Annotated in this window: 14 protein-coding genes, 1 other RNA gene and 1 pseudogene; 8 read left to right on the top strand and 8 right to left on the bottom strand. The window is 63.0% G+C overall.

What is annotated here, in order from left to right; genetic code table 11:
- Positions 1-39 precede the first annotated feature (39 nt).
- Both BC360_RS01720 and BC360_RS01715 read right to left on the bottom strand, forming a co-directional pair.
- Entirely contained in the window at positions 40-444 is a 405-nt protein-coding gene (locus BC360_RS01720) for a carboxymuconolactone decarboxylase family protein (protein WP_065786821.1), read from the bottom strand.
- Positions 445-516: 72 nt separating this feature from the next.
- Entirely contained in the window at positions 517-1,338 is an 822-nt protein-coding gene (locus BC360_RS01715; protein ID WP_065794014.1) for a cyclase family protein, read from the bottom strand.
- 317 nt (positions 1,339-1,655) lie between these two features.
- Between BC360_RS01715 and BC360_RS01710 the strand changes: the two genes are divergently transcribed.
- Positions 1,656-2,840 (top strand): efflux RND transporter periplasmic adaptor subunit, encoded by a 1,185-nt coding sequence (locus BC360_RS01710; RefSeq protein WP_065794013.1) that lies wholly within the window; start codon positions 1,656-1,658, stop codon positions 2,838-2,840.
- Complete coding sequence (locus BC360_RS01705; RefSeq protein WP_065786824.1) at positions 2,837-5,974, top strand: efflux RND transporter permease subunit; 3,138 nt, start codon at positions 2,837-2,839, stop codon at positions 5,972-5,974. Before BC360_RS01710 ends, BC360_RS01705 begins: the two co-directional genes overlap by 4 nt.
- Before the next feature lie 116 nt (positions 5,975-6,090).
- Here the strand turns inward: BC360_RS01705 and BC360_RS01700 are convergent, their stop codons facing one another.
- Positions 6,091-6,531, bottom strand: a complete 441-nt coding sequence (locus BC360_RS01700) for a DUF1772 domain-containing protein (RefSeq protein WP_065786825.1) — start codon at positions 6,529-6,531, stop codon at positions 6,091-6,093.
- A 507-nt stretch (positions 6,532-7,038) separates the two neighbouring features.
- Here BC360_RS01700 and BC360_RS01695 point away from each other — a divergent pair.
- Positions 7,039-8,445, top strand: coding sequence for an FAD-binding oxidoreductase (locus BC360_RS01695; RefSeq protein WP_065786826.1), 1,407 nt, complete (start codon positions 7,039-7,041; stop codon positions 8,443-8,445).
- 183 nt (positions 8,446-8,628) lie between these two features.
- Positions 8,629-12,366: an AsmA-like C-terminal region-containing protein gene (locus tag BC360_RS01690; RefSeq protein WP_083222418.1), complete on the top strand. Its 3,738-nt coding sequence runs from the start codon at positions 8,629-8,631 to the stop codon at positions 12,364-12,366.
- A gap of 210 nt (positions 12,367-12,576) precedes the next feature.
- Here BC360_RS01690 and BC360_RS01685 read toward each other — a convergent pair whose 3' ends face one another.
- On the bottom strand, positions 12,577-13,371 hold the full coding sequence (locus tag BC360_RS01685; protein WP_413813722.1) for a hypothetical protein: 795 nt from the start codon (positions 13,369-13,371) through the stop codon (positions 12,577-12,579).
- Between the two features lie 488 nt (positions 13,372-13,859).
- Here BC360_RS01685 and BC360_RS32940 point away from each other — a divergent pair.
- Positions 13,860-14,021, top strand: a pseudogene (locus tag BC360_RS32940) (diguanylate cyclase domain-containing protein); the annotation flags it as partial.
- Between the two features lie 82 nt (positions 14,022-14,103).
- Entirely contained in the window at positions 14,104-14,499 is a 396-nt protein-coding gene (locus BC360_RS01680; protein ID WP_065794011.1) for a diguanylate cyclase, read from the top strand.
- On the opposite strand, the gene BC360_RS01675 is transcribed toward BC360_RS01680, so the two are convergent.
- The 4 genes from BC360_RS01675 to ssrA form a co-directional block, all read right to left on the bottom strand.
- Positions 14,479-14,715: a ribbon-helix-helix domain-containing protein gene (locus tag BC360_RS01675; protein WP_065794010.1), complete on the bottom strand. Its 237-nt coding sequence runs from the start codon at positions 14,713-14,715 to the stop codon at positions 14,479-14,481. The two genes, BC360_RS01680 and BC360_RS01675, sit on opposite strands and share 21 nt — an antisense overlap.
- 176 nt (positions 14,716-14,891) lie before the next feature.
- Positions 14,892-15,101, bottom strand: coding sequence for a DUF4169 family protein (locus BC360_RS01670; RefSeq protein WP_065794009.1), 210 nt, complete (start codon positions 15,099-15,101; stop codon positions 14,892-14,894).
- A 20-nt stretch (positions 15,102-15,121) separates the two neighbouring features.
- The gene (locus BC360_RS01665; protein WP_065786831.1) at positions 15,122-15,637 is read right to left on the bottom strand and encodes an SspB family protein; all 516 of its coding nucleotides are present in this window, start codon (positions 15,635-15,637) and stop codon (positions 15,122-15,124) included.
- Positions 15,638-15,748: 111 nt separating this feature from the next.
- Positions 15,749-16,112, bottom strand: a transfer-messenger RNA (tmRNA) gene (ssrA, locus tag BC360_RS01660).
- A 163-nt stretch (positions 16,113-16,275) separates the two neighbouring features.
- Between ssrA and BC360_RS01655 the strand changes: the two genes are divergently transcribed.
- A complete protein-coding gene (locus BC360_RS01655; RefSeq protein ID WP_065786832.1) occupies positions 16,276-16,584 on the top strand; it encodes a DUF2853 family protein in 309 nt (102 codons plus the stop codon).
- A 465-nt stretch (positions 16,585-17,049) separates the two neighbouring features.
- The gene (gene thyA, locus BC360_RS01650; protein WP_065794008.1) at positions 17,050-17,979 is read left to right on the top strand and encodes a thymidylate synthase; all 930 of its coding nucleotides are present in this window, start codon (positions 17,050-17,052) and stop codon (positions 17,977-17,979) included.
- Positions 17,980-18,027 lie beyond the last annotated feature (48 nt).

The raw sequence follows: 18,027 nt of genomic DNA, 5'->3' as shown, positions 1-18,027 counted from the left end.
AGGCGATTTCGAAGCCGCTCATTCTCCGCCCACCCGCCATCAGGCCGTCCGGTCGAAGGCGGCGTCCACCGGCACCTGCAATGCGGTTGCCAGCTGGTTGGTTCTGGCGGCAAGCGAGATCACCCGCAAGAGATCGGCGTGCTCGGCGTCAGTCATGCCCTTGGCTCTGGCGGCGGCCGTATGGGAATGGGCGCAGTAGCCGCAGCCATTGCTGACGGAAACGGCGATGTAGAGCATTTCCTTGACCAGCGGATCGAGTGCGGAGGGCGTTGCCATCACCGCCTTGACGTCGCGCCAGGTCTGCTCCAGCAGGTCGGCATCGAAGGCCAGCCACAGCCACATATTGTTGATGAAATCCGATTTGCGGGTGGCGCGGATGTCGTCGAACACCGCCTTGACGCGCGGGTCTGATTCCGGATTGGCGGGCGGGGCGATGGTGCTCATGGTCTCTCCGAAAGGGGATGCGTCATGGGATGCTTCCGGCGACCGAGAGCCGCCGGATCGGCAGGCGAAGGTTTAGACGAGCGCAAAGACGCGGGCCGGGCCGCCGGTGCCGCCGCGATGTTTCGGAGCGCCGAGGACGAGAGTGGCGCCCTTGGCCGGCACCTTGTCGAGGTTGGCAGCCGCCTCCAGCCCCCAGCGGCCTTCCGGCAGCCAGGCATAATGGGTGGCGAAATCGGGCGAGGCGCCGTGGTCGAGCGAAAGCGTGTCGACGGCGATGCCGGCCGCCTTGGTTTCCTCCAGCAGATACTTCGCCGCCTCGACGTGGAAGCCGGGAAAATGCAGCTTGCCGCCGCCATCGGCGTTGCGGAACTTGTCGGTGCCGAGATGGGTGTCCCAACCCGAGAGCATGGCAACGCAGGCGTTCTCCGGAATATCACCATTGGCGGCGACCCAGGCCTTGATGTCGTCGGGCGTCACTTGCGCATCGGCGTCGGTGGATGCCTTCTGGCGAATGTCGACGACGCACAGCGGCACGACCAGCTTTTCGACCGGCAGCTCGGCGACCGACAACCCATCGGCCGAAAAATGCAGCGGCGCATCGACATGGGTGCCGGTATGCTCGTTCACCCTGAGTTCGAACAGGTTGAACTTGTCCTTGGCGTAGTTGAATTTTTGCTCGCGGAAGAATTGCTGCTGGCCGAAGAAGGTCGGGAATTCCTCGTAGAGTTCGTGGGTGAGATCGGTGACGCCGGTGTGGCCCTGGGCGAGCGCCGGTGGGGCGATGCCAGCACTTGCCGCCGCGATCCCGGCCGTTCCGACGGCTGCTGCCTTGAAGAAGCTGCGGCGGGACAACATTTTCTGCTTTACGGATTCCATGACGCACGCATCGCACATGTCTTTGCTCCCCTCTCAAGAACCGGTCGAAACCGAGTGGCAATGGCTGTCGGCGGTTGCAGGATACCTTAGTGGCAGTGGCTGTAAACGGCGATTGTCTAGTGCATTTCTGGGGAATAGCGCGGTGGTCGCGGCTGCCGGTGCGATAATGGCCCGCACGTCATCATGCCGCCAACAAATTCGCTTTTATTACAATTGCGTAATGATGGCATTCCGCCGTTGCCCCCAAAGGTCCGAACAACGATACTCAGGGCAAATCGGAACGTTCCGCCGGCGCGTGCCGCGCAGGAGCGCGCTTTGCATATTTGGAGACATGAATGCGGGTTTGGAAACAGCTGGCGGTGAGCGCCGTTGTGCTTTTGGTGGGTGCCGGCGTCTGGGTGCGGTTCGTGCCCGGAGCAGGCGAAACGCTGGCTGCGATCGGTGTCTCGCATCCATTCATCGATGCCATTTCCAAGCAGGAAGGCGGCGCCGGCGGCGAAGGCGGCCAGAGCAATGGCGGACGCAGGCAGGGCGGCAATGACGCCATCCTCGTCGTGGTGCGCCCGTCGGCGACATCCGTCGTCAACGACCGGCTGAACGCGATCGGCAATGGCGAGGCGATCCATTCCGTCACCGTGACGCCGACGGCCACCGGCAACCTGACCGAAATTCTCGTGCGCTCCGGCGACAAGGTATCCCAGGGCCAGGTGATCGCCAGGCTCGACAGCGACGACCAGAAGATTGCCGCCGACCAGGCGCGGCTGACGCGCGACAGCGCGAAGGAAAAGACCGAGCGTTACCGCAATCTGAGCAACGCACGCGCGATGACCGCCGTCGAAGTGCGCGACGCCGAAATCGCCATGCAGGCGGCCGAACTGGCACTCAAGACCGCCGAGCTCGACCTCAAGCGTCGCGATATCGTCGCGCCTTCCAAGGGTGTCGTCGGCATCATCACCGTCAATGTCGGCGACTACGTCACCACGACGACGCCGATCGCGGTGGTCGACGACCGTTCGGAAATCCTCGTCGACTTCTGGGTACCGGAGCGCTTTGCCAACAAGATCGTCGTCGGCCAACCGGTGACGGCGCACGCCATCGCCCAGCCCGGCAGCCAGCTCGACGGCGTCATCCACGCCATCGACAACCGCCTGGACCAGGCAAGCCGCACGCTGCGCGTGCGCGCGCGGCTGGAAAACCCTGACGACACGCTGCGCGCCGGCATGTCCTTCTCCGTCACCATGGCTTTCGATGGCGACACCTATCCGACCGTCGATCCGCTCGCCATCCAGTGGAGTTCGGAAGGCTCCTATGTCTGGCGCGTCAATGGCGACAAGAGCGAAAAAGTTTCGGTCAAGATCATCCAGCGCAACCCCGACAAGGTGCTGGTCGATGCGGCCTTGAGCGAAGGCGACGAAGTCGTCACCGAAGGCGTGCAACGATTGCGCGACGGCGGCGAGGTCCGCATCGCCGGGCGCGAGCGCCGCGATGCCGCGCAGAAGGTCGCGGAGGAGGTGAAGTGAGCGGCGCGAAGGAACCGGGCCACCAGACCGCGCGCGAGGCCGGCAAGACCGGCTTCACCGCACTTTTCATCCGCCGGCCGATCTTCGCCCTTGTGGTCAATACGCTGATCGTCGTTGCCGGCCTTGCGGCCTGGAACGGCATCGAGATCCGCGAGTTGCCGCAGGTCGACCAGCCGGTCATTTCGGTAACGACGACGCTCGATGGCGCTGCGCCCGAGACCATGGACCGGGAGGTCACCTCGGTGGTCGAAGGTGCGGTGTCGCGCGTTCAGGGCATCAAGGATATCTCCTCGACCTCGTCCTTCGGCCGCAGCCGGGTGACGCTGCAATTCTCCGACACCACCGACATCGGCCAGGCCGCCAATGATATCCGCGACGCGCTCGGCCGCGTGCGCAACCAGTTGCCTGAGGATGTCGACGAGCCGAGCATCGTCAAGGCCGACGCCGATAGCCAGCCGATCATGCGCCTGGCGCTGACCTCCGACACCATGTCGATGGAAGACATGACGCTGCTCGTCGAAAACGAGATCAGCGACCGCCTGGCTGCCGTCGAAGGGGTCGCCGACGTTGCCGTCTACGGCGACCAGGAAAAGATCTTCCGCATCGACCTCGACCAGGCCAAGCTTGCCGGGCGCGGGGTGACGGTGGCAAACCTCAGAACGGCGCTTGCCAACGCCTCCTATGACGTGCCGGCCGGCAAGCTGACCAGCGCCAGCCAGGATATTTCGGTGCGGGCGACGGCCGACCTGCAGACGCCGGAGCAGTTCGAAAACCTGATCCTGGTCAACAATGTCCGGCTGCGCGACATCGGCACTGTGACGCTTGGGCCGGATACGGGCACGACGGCGCTTCGCTCCAACGGTCGCCAGGGCATCGGCCTCGGCATCATCCGCCAGGCGCAATCCAACACCGTCGATATTTCCGAAGGCGTGCGCAAGGTCGTCGAGACGATCCAGACGCAGATCCTGCCGGAGGGCACCGAGCTCAAGATCACCAGCGACGACGCGGTGTTCATCAACGGCGCCATCCACGAGGTCGAGATCGCGCTGGGTGTGGCGATCTTCATCGTCACGCTCGTCATCTACCTGTTCCTGCTCGACTGGCGTGCGACGCTGATCCCGGCCATCACCATGCCGATCGCGCTGATCGGCACCGTGGCGGCGATCTACATGGCCGGTTTCTCGATCAACATCCTGACGCTGCTCGCCATCGTTCTGGCGACGGGGCTCGTGGTCGACGACGCGATCGTGGTGCTGGAAAACATCGTGCGGCGACGGGCCGAGGGGCTGGGCCCGCGGGCCGCGGCCGTGCACGGCACGCTCGAAGTGTTCTTCGCCGTGCTGGCGACGACGGCGACGCTTGCGGCCGTGTTCGTGCCGCTGTCGTTCCTGCCGGGGCAGACCGGTGGTCTCTTCCGCGAGTTCGGCTTCGTGCTCGCCTTCTCGATCCTGCTTTCGTCCTTCGTGTCGCTGACGCTCTGCCCGATGCTGGCGTCGCGCATGCTGACGCAGGAAAACCATGCGAAGCCGGGGCCGATGCGCCGCTTCGGCGCGCGTGCATCCGAGTTCTACCGCGTCACCTTGCGCGGCGGCCTCAATGCGCCGCTGATCGTCTTCGTCGTTGCCGCCTTCTTCACCGCCATGGGCGGCGTCGGCTTCATGACGCTGAAATCGGAGCTGACGCCGAGCGAGGACCGCTCGCAGGTGATGATGCGCATCAACGCGCCGCAGGGCGTATCGCTCGAATATGCGCAATCGCAGATGCGCCGGATCGAGGATGGGCTGCAGCCGCTGGTCAAATCCGGCGAGATCGACAACATCTTTTCGATCTCCGGCCAGGGCGGCTCGGCCAATAGCGGCTTCATGGTGCTGACGCTTGCTCCCTGGGAAAAACGCGAACGCAGCCAGCAGCAGATCGTCTCCGAGATCAACAAGGTGACGGCGCGCATCCCCTCGGTGCGGGTGTTTGCGATGCAGCCCAACAGCCTTGGCATTCGCGGCGCCGGCAGCGGCCTGCAGGTGGCGCTGGTCGGCAACGACTACACCAAGCTCGGCGATGCCGCGGCAAAACTCGTGCGCCAGATGGAAGACACCGGACGCTTCGAGAATGTGCGGCTGAACTACGAGGCCAACCAGGCGCAGCTTTCGATCACCATCGACCGCGAGCGCGCCTCCGACATGGGCGTCGATATCGGCGGCCTTGCCTGGGCGCTGCAGGCGATGCTCGACGGCAACAGTGTCGTCGACGTCTTCGTCGACGGCGAGTCCTACCCGGTCAAGCTTCTGTCCTCGACCAACCCGGTCAACGACCCGACGGATCTGCAGAACATCTTCCTCAAGGCCGGCGACGGCAAGATCGTGCCGATGTCGACCATCGCCAGCGTCGAGGAAACGGCTGTGGCGCCGCAGCTGTCGCGGGAATCCCAGCTTCGCGCCGTATCGCTTTCGGCAGGACTCAAATCCGACCTGGCGCTCGGCGAAGCGCTGACGATGGTCGAGCAGATGGCAGAACCGCTCTTGCCGCCGGGCTCGCGCATCATGCCGCTGGCCGAGGCTGCGACCCTCAACGAGAATGCCAACGGCCTCATCGTCACCTTCGGCTTTGCCCTTGTCATCATCTTCCTGGTGCTGGCGGCGCAGTTCGAAAGCTTCATCAGCGGCTTGATTATCATGGCGACGGTGCCGCTCGGGCTTGCCTGCGCCGTCTTCGCGATGATCCTGACCGGCAACACGCTCAACATCTACAGCCAGATCGGCCTGGTGATGCTGGTCGGCATCATGGCGAAGAACGGCATCCTGATCGTCGAATTCGCCAACCAGCTGCGCGACCGCGGCCAGGACGTGCGCACGGCGATCGAGAACGCCGCCAACATTCGCCTGCGGCCGGTGATGATGACGATGATCGCCACCATCGTCGGCGCGGTGCCGCTGGTGATGGCGAGCGGTGCCGGTGCCGAGGCGCGCATTGCGCTCGGCTGGGTGCTGGTCGGTGGTCTCGGCCTTGCGGTGGTCGTGACGCTTTACCTGACGCCCGTCGCCTATCTGGTCATTGCCGGGCTTACCAAGCCGCATGCGGACGAGGAGCGCAAGCTGCACGAGGAAATGGAAGCCGCAGCCGCGCTCGAAACGCGCTGAGCCTGACCACGACGCTCCCTCGTCGATCAAGACGCCAACGATGACGGCGCGCTACTGCATAATTTAAAGTGTTACAGCGCCGCGCGTCATATTCGACGCGCGGCGCTGTAGAAAACCTAACCCTGAAGACCGAGCCAGGCGGCGACAAGAAAGACTACCGCCGCGATCGCGCCGAGCGCACTCCGGCCGGCGTGAAGCCTGCCCCAGTGAAGGAGAAGCTCGTGGGTTTCCTCGTTCACCTCGTCCAGTCGCGTTGTCTCAAGACGCTGATTGACCGGCATGATCAACAGCATCGTGTAGGGCCAGTTCAGGATGATGATTGCTGCCCCTAGACCCCAGAGCGGATTGTCGCTCTGCCACCATGCGGCAGCGCCGAGCAGGCCCGAGATGATTGCGAGCGAGGCCTGCATCTCGAAACCTCGCCGGTAGGCCGGCACCCATTGGGCCAGGGCCGCGCGATCATCGAGGTGAAGCCTTGCCGGGTGTTCGGCCACGTTGATGTAGATGGCGGCGCCGAAGAATACCGAGGCGGTGAGCAAAGCGAGCAGACCGAGCATTTGACCTTCTCCTCCCGTCCTTCAGTATAATATGCCAAGGGCGGCCAAACGATAGGTGTTTTCTCTGAAATCGCATCTTTCGCGAGTGGCGCCGGGAAAAGGGCCGCCCGGCGCTTTGGCAGGACCTTGTGACGGGCCGGTGTCGTCGGCAGACAGCAACAACTGCATCGGTCCCGGCCTCGGAATCGATTTCAGGAGGAGATTATGGATGCGGGTTATCCGCCGCAAAACGAAAGCTTTGTGACACTCAGGTCTCACCGCCGGCGTTTTCACGCGATAGTCTGCCGGAGACGGCGTGAACGTCTGGACAAAGTGATTCCGATTTGCACAGTAGCGCCTTGAAATGAAAGCGCTTCCCTGAGGTCGGAACGGGGCGGTGCTGCTGCATAATTCCTCAAATCGGAATCGATTTGAGGAATTATGCAGCAAGTTTAAAGTGTTACAGCGTCCTTAGCGCGTCATGTTTGACGCGCGGCGCTGTAATGGCATGAAGAAGGGACGTTTTCCGTGGCGTTGAAGGCGATCAGAGCTGGCTCGAGAAACGAAACCGGGATCGACACCGTTAAGGCGCAGCTTGCCGCCCGATTCGGCGATCGGTTCCAGACGGGTGAGGCGATCCGCGCCCAGCATGCCCACACCACCACCTATATTCCGGCGCAGCTTCCCGATGGCGTTGTCTTCCCCGAAAGCGCCGACGAGGTGCGCGAGATCGTCGCGATCGCCGCTGCGAATGCCGTGCCGCTCATTCCCTTCGGCACCGGATCCTCGCTCGAGGGTCACGTCAACGCGCCGAACGGCGGCATCTCCGTCGACATGATGCGCATGAACCGGGTGCTCGAGGTCAACGCGGAAGATCTGGACTGCCGGGTCGAGCCGGGTATCACCCGCGAGGAGTTGAACACCTATCTGCGCGACACCGGCCTGTTCTTTCCGATCGATCCCGGTGCCAACGCCTCGATCGGCGGCATGGCCTCGACGCGGGCCTCCGGTACCAATGCGGTGCGCTACGGCACGATGAAGGACAATGTGCTGGCGCTGACCGTGGTGACAGCCGATGGGCGCGAGGTGCGCACCGCGCATCGGGCGCGCAAGTCGTCGGCCGGTTACGACCTGACCCGGCTGTTCGTCGGCGCCGAGGGCACGCTCGGCATCATCACCTCGATCACGCTCCGGCTCCAGGGCATACCGGAAGTCATCTCCGGCGGCGTATGCCCGTTTCCGACGATTGCGGACGCCTGCAACGCGGTGATCCTGACGATCCAGTCGGGCATTCCGGTTGCCCGCATCGAGCTTTTGGACGCGTTGCAAATGAAGGCCTGCAACAACTATTCCGGCCTATCCTATGAGGAGACGCCGACGCTTTTCGTCGAATTCCACGGCAACAGCGAGAGCGTCGAGATGCAATCGAGGCACTTTGCCGAAATAGCGTCCGATTTCGGCTCTAGCGGTTTCCTCTGGACGACCAACCCGGAAGAGCGGGCGCGGCTGTGGAAGGCGCGGCACAATGCCTACTGGGCCCAGAAGAGCCTGATCCCCGGGGCGGCAATTCTCTCCACGGATGTCTGCGTGCCGATCTCGCGGCTGGCCGATTGCGTTGCGGCAACCCATGAGGATATCGCGGCGCACGGTCTGACGGCGCCGATCGTCGGGCATGCGGGCGACGGCAACTTCCATGTCGGCCTGCTGTTTAACGACAAGGACGCTGTCGACGTGGCGCGGGCCGAGGCCTTCGTCGAGCGGCTGAATGCGCGGGCGCTGTCGATGGATGGAACCTGCACCGGCGAACATGGTATCGGTCAGGGCAAGATGCCGTTTCTCGAGGCCGAACTCGGCGACGCGCTGGATCTGATGCGGCAGGTCAAGCGTTCTCTCGATCCGCAGAACATCTTCAACCCCGGCAAGATCTTCGCCTGACGCGAGGCAACGGGCGAGGGGAGGCGCGGCAAAGCAGCCGCCCCTCGGGGCGGCAGGCAACGCCCGCGCAATTGGTATGGACGAAGACGTCCAAATGTAATGGACGGAGACGTCCCTTTGGCGTTCATATGGGCGCAGACGGCGCCGACGGGCGCCTGAGAACTTGATGGGAATGTGGGCACGGTGCTTTCGCGAATTCTGGTTGCCATCGGCGGTCTTGTGGTCGTTGCGCTCTTTGCGGCGCTGATCGCCCCGTGGTTCATCGACTGGACGGGATTCCGCAAGGAATTCGAGCGCGAGGCAAGCCGCATCATGGGCAAGCCCGTCGTCGTCCACGGCAGCGTCGACGCACGCCTGATCCCGTTCCCGACCGTGACGCTCAACGATGTGCGCGTCGGCGGTAGCGATGCCCGTGAACCGCTGATCCAGGTCGCGCAATTCTCGATGAGTGCGGAGCTTGCGCCGTTCCTGAGCGGCGAAGCGCTGATCTTCGACATGCGTCTCGACCGGCCGAAGGCCAAGGTGCGGCTGCTTTCGGACGGCACGCTGGACTGGGCGCGCGGCGCGCGCACGGCAATCCCTGCCAAGACCGTGGTGCTTGAAAACGTCGAGATCACCCATGGCGAGATCGAATTCATCGACGAGCAGACCGGCCGCACCCGGCGCGTGACCGACCTCTCCGCCGATCTATCGGCCCGCACCTTGGCTGGCCCCTGGAAGGTGGAAGGCCGCGCGGCATTGGACGGCGAGGCCGGCAGTTTCGCCCTCTCCAGCAACGAGGTGGATGAGGCGGGCGCGCTCAGCCTCAAGGCGCGGGTGACACCGGACAAGCGCCCCTTCGGCATCGAGCTCGACGGCGCACTGAAGATCGTCGACTTCAAGCCGCTTTACGGCGGCCGTTTCACGCTGACGGAGAACCGCCCGGGGGGCGAGGCGAAGGATGTCGACGGCCATGCGCCGCTGCGCATCAATGGCGATTTCCAGCTGACCAACGAGAGCATCCACGTGCCGGAATATCGCTTCGAGGTCGGTCCCTCGGACGATCCCTATGTGGTGACCGGCGAGGCGACGCTCGACACCGGCAAGGACCAGAAGTTCCTGCTGATTGCCGACGGCCAGCAGATCGACGTCAGCCGCATCGGCAATTCCGGCAACGACGGCAAGACCGGGCGCGACCCGGCAATCTCCATGCGCCAGCGGCTGGAAGCGATGCTGGCGATTGTCGCCGACATTCCAATTCCGCAGGTGCCGGGACGGGCTAGCCTGAAATTGCCGGCGATCGTCATCGGCGATACGACGGTGCGTGACGTGCGCATCGACGTGCAACCGGATGGCGCCGGCTGGGTGATCGACAATGTCGTGGCACTTTTGCCGGGGCGCACGCAGCTCGAGGCCAAGGGACGGCTCAACCTCAAGGGCCAGCGTTCCTTCCGCGGTGACCTGCTGCTGGCGTCCAACCAGCCTTCGGGCCTCGCAAGCTGGCTGGCGGGCTCAGTCGATCCGGCGATCCGCAAGTTGAAGACCGCGGGCTTTTCGGCAACCGTCAACCTGACGGACACGCTGCAGCAGTTCGAAAACCTGGAAGTTGCCGCCGGCGATGCGAGCCTCAAGGGGCGGCTCGAGCGCCAGTCCTTCGCCGAGCAGCAGCCGAACCTTTCGCTGCAGCTGAACGGCAATCGCATCGATCTCGAAGCCTTGCAGGCGCTTGCCGGCCTGGTCGCCGGCGACGCCTCGACCTCGACGCTGATGCAGCACGCGATCGCTGCCGACCTTTCGGCCGACGAGTTCTCCGCCTTCGGCGAAGACGCGCGAGACGTTCAGGCGGTGGTTACGTTGAAAAACGGCCAGCTACAGGCCGAGCGCGTGGCGATCGGCTCGCTGGCCGGTGCGCAACTCGCCTTTTCCGGCCGCGCCAGCGGCGATCTCGAAAAGCCCGTCATTTCGGCCAAGATGAAGCTCGCGGCCAACGACCTGACGCCGTTCCTGGACATGATCGGCCGGCACGCCGTCGATCATCCCGCTCTTCGCCGCCTGACCAAGGCAGGGCCGTACTATACGGACGCCGCCTTCGACGTAACGCTGACGGCCGGCAACAAGGAAGGCAACGCGCCGGCGACCTTCGGCATATTCGGCACGGCCAACGGCACCAAGATTGCCGCCAGCTATCAGGCGCCCGACATGGCCCAGGCGCTCGCCGGCAAGGGCATGCTGCTCGAAGCGACGCTCGAAAACCCGCAGACGCTGCTGCTGCTTGGGCAGGCCGGGTTCGATCCGTTGCCGTTCGATGCCGATGCCAACGGCATCCTCTCGGTCAAGCTGCAGAGCACCGATGGCAACAACGCCAATGGCACTGTGACCTTTACCACCGAGAAGACGTCGCTTGCCGCCAAGGGCAGCTTCGATCTCTCGCGCGACCATTTCCTTGAAGGCCAGGCCAAGCTGACGCTCCAGACGGAAGACCTTGAGCCGTATCTGCTGCAGCAGGGCATTGCCCTGCCGCAGACGGGCAGCGGCCTGCCGATCTCGGTTTCGGCCGATGTGGCGACGACCCCGGAGGCGATCGCCCTGACAACGCTCGAAGGCAGGGCCGACAACAACGGCTTTGCCGGCGCACTGACGATCGACCGCAAGGTCCCGGGCAAGGCGGAGGGCCAGATCAACCTTGCGACGCTCGACCTCGCCTGGCTCGCCGAAGGCATCCTTGGCCCGGTTCAGGACATGTCGAGCGGGGCGCTGTCGGAGGCGCCGGTGGCGCAGGCCGCCTGGACCGGTCTTAACGTGGCGCTCGACGTGCAGGCCGCCAATTTCTGGCCGGGCTTTTACGGCGCCATCGGAAATTTTGCCGGCAAGATGGAGTGGAAGGGCGAAGAGATCGCCTTCACCGAAGCCACCGGCGACTGGCTCGGCGGCAAGCTCGAGGGCCGGGTGCAGCTCGGCAATGCCAATGGTTCCGGCTTCCTGCGCTCGCGGCTCGACGTCAAGGGCGGGGATCTGGCGCAGGCGGGCTGGATGCGTGCGGCCGCCCCGGTCGCGACCGGCACCTTCGACCTCTCGGTGGCGCTCGAGGCATCGGGTGCGAACGCGGAAGCCATGGCGCATTCGGCAAGCGGCTCGGGCACCGCGACCTTCAACGGCGTGACGCTCAATGGCGTCAACAGCGCGGCCCTGCCGCAACTGATGGCGACCGCCGATGCGCTGAAGACGGAGATTTCGGCTGACGCCATTCGTCAGACGGCGGCGGCGGCGGTGTTTTCGGGCCAGTCGGTCGTCGGTGTCGTCAAGGTTCCCTTCAGCATCGCCGGCGGCGTGCTGCGGGCGCAGAACGTGACGGCCGCCGACGGCAACGCAGCCTTTGCCGGCGAGGCGTCGTTCGACCTTGCGGCGGAACGCATCGATGCCGGCATCGACATGACCTTCCGTGCGGGCGACGAGGCGCTGACCGGTGCCGAGCCGCGTGTGCGGCTCGGGTTTGCCGGCCTGCTGGCGTCGCCGGGCGTCAGCCTCGATGTTGCCGACCTCTCGAATTTCCTCTCGCTTCGGGCGTTCGAGCGTGAGCGCCGGCGCGTCGAGACGCTGCAGGCCAACGTGCTTGAGAAGCAGCGGCTGCGCCGCGAGGTGCAGCTCTACAAGGCAAAGGCGCAGGAGCGTGAAATCGAGCGCCTGCGGACGATCGCCGAAGAGCGGCGGCGCGCGGCGGCCGCAGTTGAGGCAGAGCGTGTAAAGGCTGATCTCGCCGCCCGCGCCGAGGCCGAGCGCAAGACCGCCGAGGAGGCTGCACGCGCCGAACGCGAGCGCCAGCAGCAACAGCAGCTGGGGGCACCATCGCAGGTGCAGCCGGGAACGGGCGAGGGCGGAGGCCTGCAGCGGCCAGGCGGGCAGGGGCTGAATTTCGACGTGCTGCCGGACATCACCGTCCAGTAGATTTGTGTGCCCCGGTGGATCTGTGTGCCACTGTCGCGTGGCGGCATTGCGTGGACAGGGAGTGAGGTCGCCGCGTGTGACGTCGGTTACGCAAGGCCGCGGCAGTGGGCCGATCGTCCCTGTGCTCGAACCGAACCATCATGCTTCGCCGTCAAACTCGGCGGTCCGCAGGCTCGCGCCAGGGATCGCCGAGCCGCCATGTGCGGCAGTTCAGAAGTGGATGGCGACGCCCAGGATCGGTCCGTGCTGCACGGCGTCGAATTTGAAGCCGTCGTTGCTGTAGTCGACGCCGAGTGCGCGATAGCCGGCGACGGCCGAGATCGTATCCGTGAACTTGTAGCCGAGGCCGAGTGCTGCATCCCAGTCGAGGTCTGCACCGCCTGCGCCGACCAGGCCCCAGCCCGTCAGATAGATCTCGGGCGTGAAGTAGTAGGCGCCGCGCAGGCCCGCGACCGCATCGACCCAGGTCGCACTGTCGTCTCGGCTGATGCCACCGAGCAGGCCACCGGAGAACGAAAGCGTCGTATCGACTGACCAGACTTTCAGGCCGCCGACGAAATCCAGATGGGACGATTGATCCTCGTAGATCGCATAACCGACACCAAGCAACCCGACGAAGGTCTGCGATTCGACTTCGACGCTATCGGCAAGAATGCCGCCCGGCGTGCTGCCGTCGGCCGACAGCTTGGAATAGATCACGTCGCCGAAGATGCTGTAGGGGCCGTTGCGGGCCTCGCCCATGGCCATGAAGGCGAAATCGAGATTGTCCAAGATATCGCTGAAACTGGAATCGATGTGCACATCCGGGAGACCGAACTGCGCGGTATCGCCCGTAAGGCCAGCGATCCAGAAGTAAGGTGCAACGGTGAACTGCCAGCCGCTCTCCGTCTCCTGCGGCTGCGCGGCAGGCGCAAGAAGCGGCGTGATGTCGGCGGCGTTGACGATAACAGCCGATGACAGGGTCAAGCACGTGGCCAGACCAATCCGAGCATACAGTCCCATGATTCCACCCCTCATGTGTCTCACGAATGCCAGCGGTTGCGACCCGCCGACAGTCATGTCATTGTTTTGAATTAGAATATTCTAAGCAAGGCTATTCGTGCTGAACCATGCGTCGCACCTTGCGGAATTGAGAGGCCTGTTGCGCCAAGCACACATAATCTGCTGAGGTCGAGGCAATCTGCAATCAGAAGTCCGTGTTTTTGACCGTTTGGATCCCGTGCTCGTCGAAGATTGGTGCCGTCGATTCGCGAGGCTGGGCCGCAATTGCCGATTCCCAATGGAATTCGACCATCGCGCGGAAAGCCCGCATTCACGGGGCGAAATGCGGAAACCCCTAAAATTCTAATGGATTGATTGAGCCGGAGTTAGCTTCCGGCCATCACAGTGTGGTTTGCAACGGGGGGTGGCATGACGTCTCTTGAGCAGGACTCAATCGTGCCGCCTTCACATCGGATGTCACCGCGTTCTTTGCAGAGCAGGACGTCAAACCCTCTCCGACCACGTCGGCGCTGATGGTGCTGGATGCCGACCACTTCAAGCGCATCAACGACCACCACGGCCATCTCGCCGGCGATCGGGCATTGGTGGCGATAGCAACCGGCATGCGCGAGGCGGTGGCCAACAATGGTCTACAGCGCCGCGCGTCTAATTAGACGCGCAAAGGTCGCTGTAACACTTTGAGTTGCTGCATAATTTCGTCCTTAAATCGATTCCGATTTGAGGAATTATGCAGTCGTGGGGCGTCACGGCGGCGAGGAGTTCGGCGTGTTCGTTTTCCATGCCCGCCCCGAAACGATCGGGGCGATGGCCGAGCGCATCCGTCTGGCGGTGGCAGAGCGCGGACAGGCGATCGCGCTGGGCGCAGATCCGGTGACGGTCAGCGTCGGTGTGGCGCTGTTCACCTATCCCGCGCAGTATGCGGATATCTTCAAGATCGCCGACGACCAGCTCTATCTCGCCAAGAACACGGGACGCAACCGGGTTTGCCTGGTGGAGTCCTTGCGGCTGCCGTGCGGCATCAGGGCGATGGCGAGCCAGCTGCGCGAGGGTCTTGCCGGCGCACTGACAGACGCATTCGGGAGCGGCCTTGATGATCGAGGCGAGGAGCCGTCACATGTCGCCGGCCGCTGACCGCTCTGTATTCGACTTGATCCAGTCGAGAACGTAGACCCGGAGCGCCGAAGACAGGTTGCTGTCGGCGCCACGCACATCGTCGATCTCGACGATCAGCTGTGCGATCGGCATGGCACGGGCGGCCGCGATCGTCTTCAGCTCCAGCCAGAACGGATCCTCCAGCGAGAAGCTGGTGCGGTGTCCGTGCAAGGTGGCGGAGTGTTTTCGGATCATCGCCGGAGCTCGCAGATTGATTCAAGTCGTTGGCGGTTTGATTCGGAAAGCGGGCGTAAGCGCTTGTGCCGGAATCGTTTTTGCGGTGTCGCGCATCAAATGGTGCGCGTAAGAGGCGCTCGCCTCAAGTCGATCCCGATCAGAAGCGCTATGCAGTGGTGGTCAAGCCGGACTGCTCAGTCCTCTGCCTCATCAGGTCGATCGCCGGCAGGCTCGCGGCGCCCCTGGTCGAGCGCCTTTGCCGCCTTCACGTTCAAGGCGTCGGTCAGCGATTTCTCGGCTTTGGTGCGGCCGAACGAGATACGGTTCTGTTCGGCCTGCTTTTCTTTTTCGGCGCGGGCATTGCGCTTGCGGAACTGGCGTAGATTGACGACGTCACCACTCATGCCGCGTCCTTTCGCTTGCCTCAGTTCTTCTTGCGGAAGGAGTCGAGCGAGACCACCGAGCCGCCGCCGTTCTTGGCGTCGCCGGATTTCTCCGCGTCCTTGGGCGGCACTTCGCCATCGGTTTCGGGCACGGGATAGGCGGTGATCTCCGCCGATTCGGCCTCTTCCTCTTCGGCCGTCGCCACGTCGAATTCGAGTTCGAAATTGACCGAGGGGTCGTAGAAGCCGCGAATGGCATTGAACGGAATGACGAGCCGTTCCGGTGTGTCGGAGAAGGAGAGACCGATCTCGAAGCCGGCTTCGGAAACCTTGAGTTCCCAGAACTGGTGCTGCACGACGATGGTCATCTGCTCGGGATACTTGGATTTCAGGTGCTGCGAGATGCGAACACCCGGCGCGCCGGTCAGGAAGGTAATGAAGAAATGGTGCTCGCCGGGCAGGTGGCCGGTGGCTGCAACCTCGGTCAGCACCTTGCGGATGACGCCGCGAAGCGCGTCCTGCGCCAGAATGTCGTAGCGAATGTGGTCCTGGCCCATGGGATTCCCGTCTTTCTCGAACTCAATTCTACTGTCGGCTTTCCATTGCCCGTCTCAATATGACGAGTCAATTATTCAAGCATCTATAGACCATTTCGAAGCGGGGGAGAAGGTGAAGGCTTCTGTTGCCAGGTGCCTTCGGACCCCGCCTTACGGTGCTACCCGGAAGGACTTGATTTGAAGTGTCGCACCGCCGTTAGGCAGCGAGACGTGCTTCAGCATAGTTGTCGTTTGCAACTATAAGTTTAGCCCGATAACGGTGGTACAATGCCGAGCAAAAAGTCGATCTTTACGCCCTTGTCGATCCTATTTCGCCCCCATCAAAAGCCGGTCATCGACATATCGACCGGTTTTTGGTGGAGGCGCCGGGTACCGCCCCCGGGTCCAATGGGTTTATTTCACCGCCCGTTTATTGCCATAGCCGCCCGAAGACGGCATGTGTCATATAGGTCTTTCCGGCGCCCAAGAAAAGGGGGAGGAAGCGGATATATCGCTGCTTTTCCAAAACCCCTGACATGCCAAAACCCCTGACATGCCAAAAGCCTTGACATGATTGGCAGCCATGAAAAACTCCGGCGGCTCGCCAAGGCATGCCGGGGCATGCTGCAGTTTTCGAGCAAGATCAATGTGGAGGCATCATGACCGACTATCTCGCAGATGTGCAGAAGTATGACAGCGGCGCCGACGAAGCTGTTGTGAACAAGATCGTGCGCCATCTCGGAATTGCACTGCGCAACAAGGATTCCTCGCTTGTTTCGGCCACCGACCCGAAGGAACTCGAGCGCGTCCGGGAAAAATGGTGCGAGAAAAAGCTCGGCATCAGCGGCGCGGAAGCGGATGCAGCCATTTCGGCCACGGCGAAGGCCATGTCGGCGGATCGCTCGAAGTCGCGCGTGACCTTCTATTACCTTGTGGCCAAGAACCTCGGTAAGCTGCAGACGCTCTAGATCACGCTGATTTTGGGTCGGGGATTTTGGGTCGGATCGACCCAAAATCATGAACGCGATCGATTGTCACAAGTGAAAGCGGGATGCGGGCGGAAAAACCGCGCGCACTTTTCCTTAATCCCGCCTTGAGCGCGGCTGAATTTGCGGGATAAACACCCCCAAGACATTGGTTTGCCGCCGGCTTCACCCTAAATTTGGGGCAACACGAATCGGCGGCGCAAGACCATGCAGCAATATCTCGACCATGTGATGACCAGCCGAACCGGCATCTTCCTCGGCGTGGCGAACTTTTCAGGGATAACAGTTCGATCTTCCGAACGAGCGCATTGACAGGCAAGGCGAAAATCCGTCGCGGAAAGGATGGCGTTATCATTTCCGCACGGCGGTTGTCGGGAGCGTAAGAATACTCAGGGTTGAGCAGGCCCCGCAAATCGCTATCGTTCGGCAAGTCAACAAGGGAGCAACATGCGACACCCCGAGACGCAATATCTTGATCTTATGGCTCATCTCCTGGAACAGGGAGATAAGAGAACCGACCGAACTGGCGTGGGCACGCTTTCGTCTTTCGGTGCGATGATGCGTTTCGATCTGTCCGACGGGTCGTTTCCTATCCTGACGACAAAGCGCGTGTACTGGAAGCTCGCCATCAAGGAGATGCTCTGGTTCCTCACGGGGCAGACCAACATCCGGCCGCTGCTGCAGGAGAATGTGAGGATCTGGACAGACTGGCCGCTTAAGAAGTACCGCGAGGCCACGGGGAGTGATATCTCGCAGGCCGATTTCGAGGCGCGGATCGTCGCGGACGAGAACTTCGCGCGGGAATGGGGAGATCTCGGCCCGGTCTACGGCAAGCAGTGGCGGCGTTGGGCAGATGCGAATGGAACAGAACATGACCAGATCGCTGAGGTGATTGCCACGCTGCGAACCAACCCGACAAGTCGGCGGATGTTATTCCACGCCTGGAACGTGCCCGAGCTGCCGGAAATGGCGCTGCCGCCGTGCCATATGGTGTACCAGTTCCATGTTTCCGGGCCGAGGAACGGCGGTCAGGATGGAGCCGATCCTAGATCTCGCCTGAACCTCCTGGTTTACCAACGCAGCTGCGACGTGTTGCTCGGACTGCCGTTCAATCTGGTCGGCGGTGCGGCTTTGCTGGCCATGGTAGCGCAGCAGGTCGGCATGGATATGGGAGAGCTGGTCTGGGTAGGTGGTGATGTCCATCTCTACCTGAATCATGTCGAACAGGCTAAGCAGCAGTTGAAGCGTTCGCCGACGCAGCTACCCAGGCTAAGCCTGTCGCGCCAGCCAGCCTCGCTGGACGAGTACCACATCGACGATTTCGTGGTTTCCGGATACGAGCCTCACCCGGCAATTCAAGCAGACGTGGCGGTGTAACGCAGAGTATCCTGCAGCGTCTCCGTACTACAGCGACCTTTGCGCGTC

Source organism: Ensifer sp. LC163, assembly GCF_001695855.1.
Classification (GTDB): domain Bacteria; phylum Pseudomonadota; class Alphaproteobacteria; order Rhizobiales; family Rhizobiaceae; genus Ensifer.
Note: the sequence above shows the minus strand (reverse complement) of the source record. Positions and strands in the feature narration are given on the sequence as shown.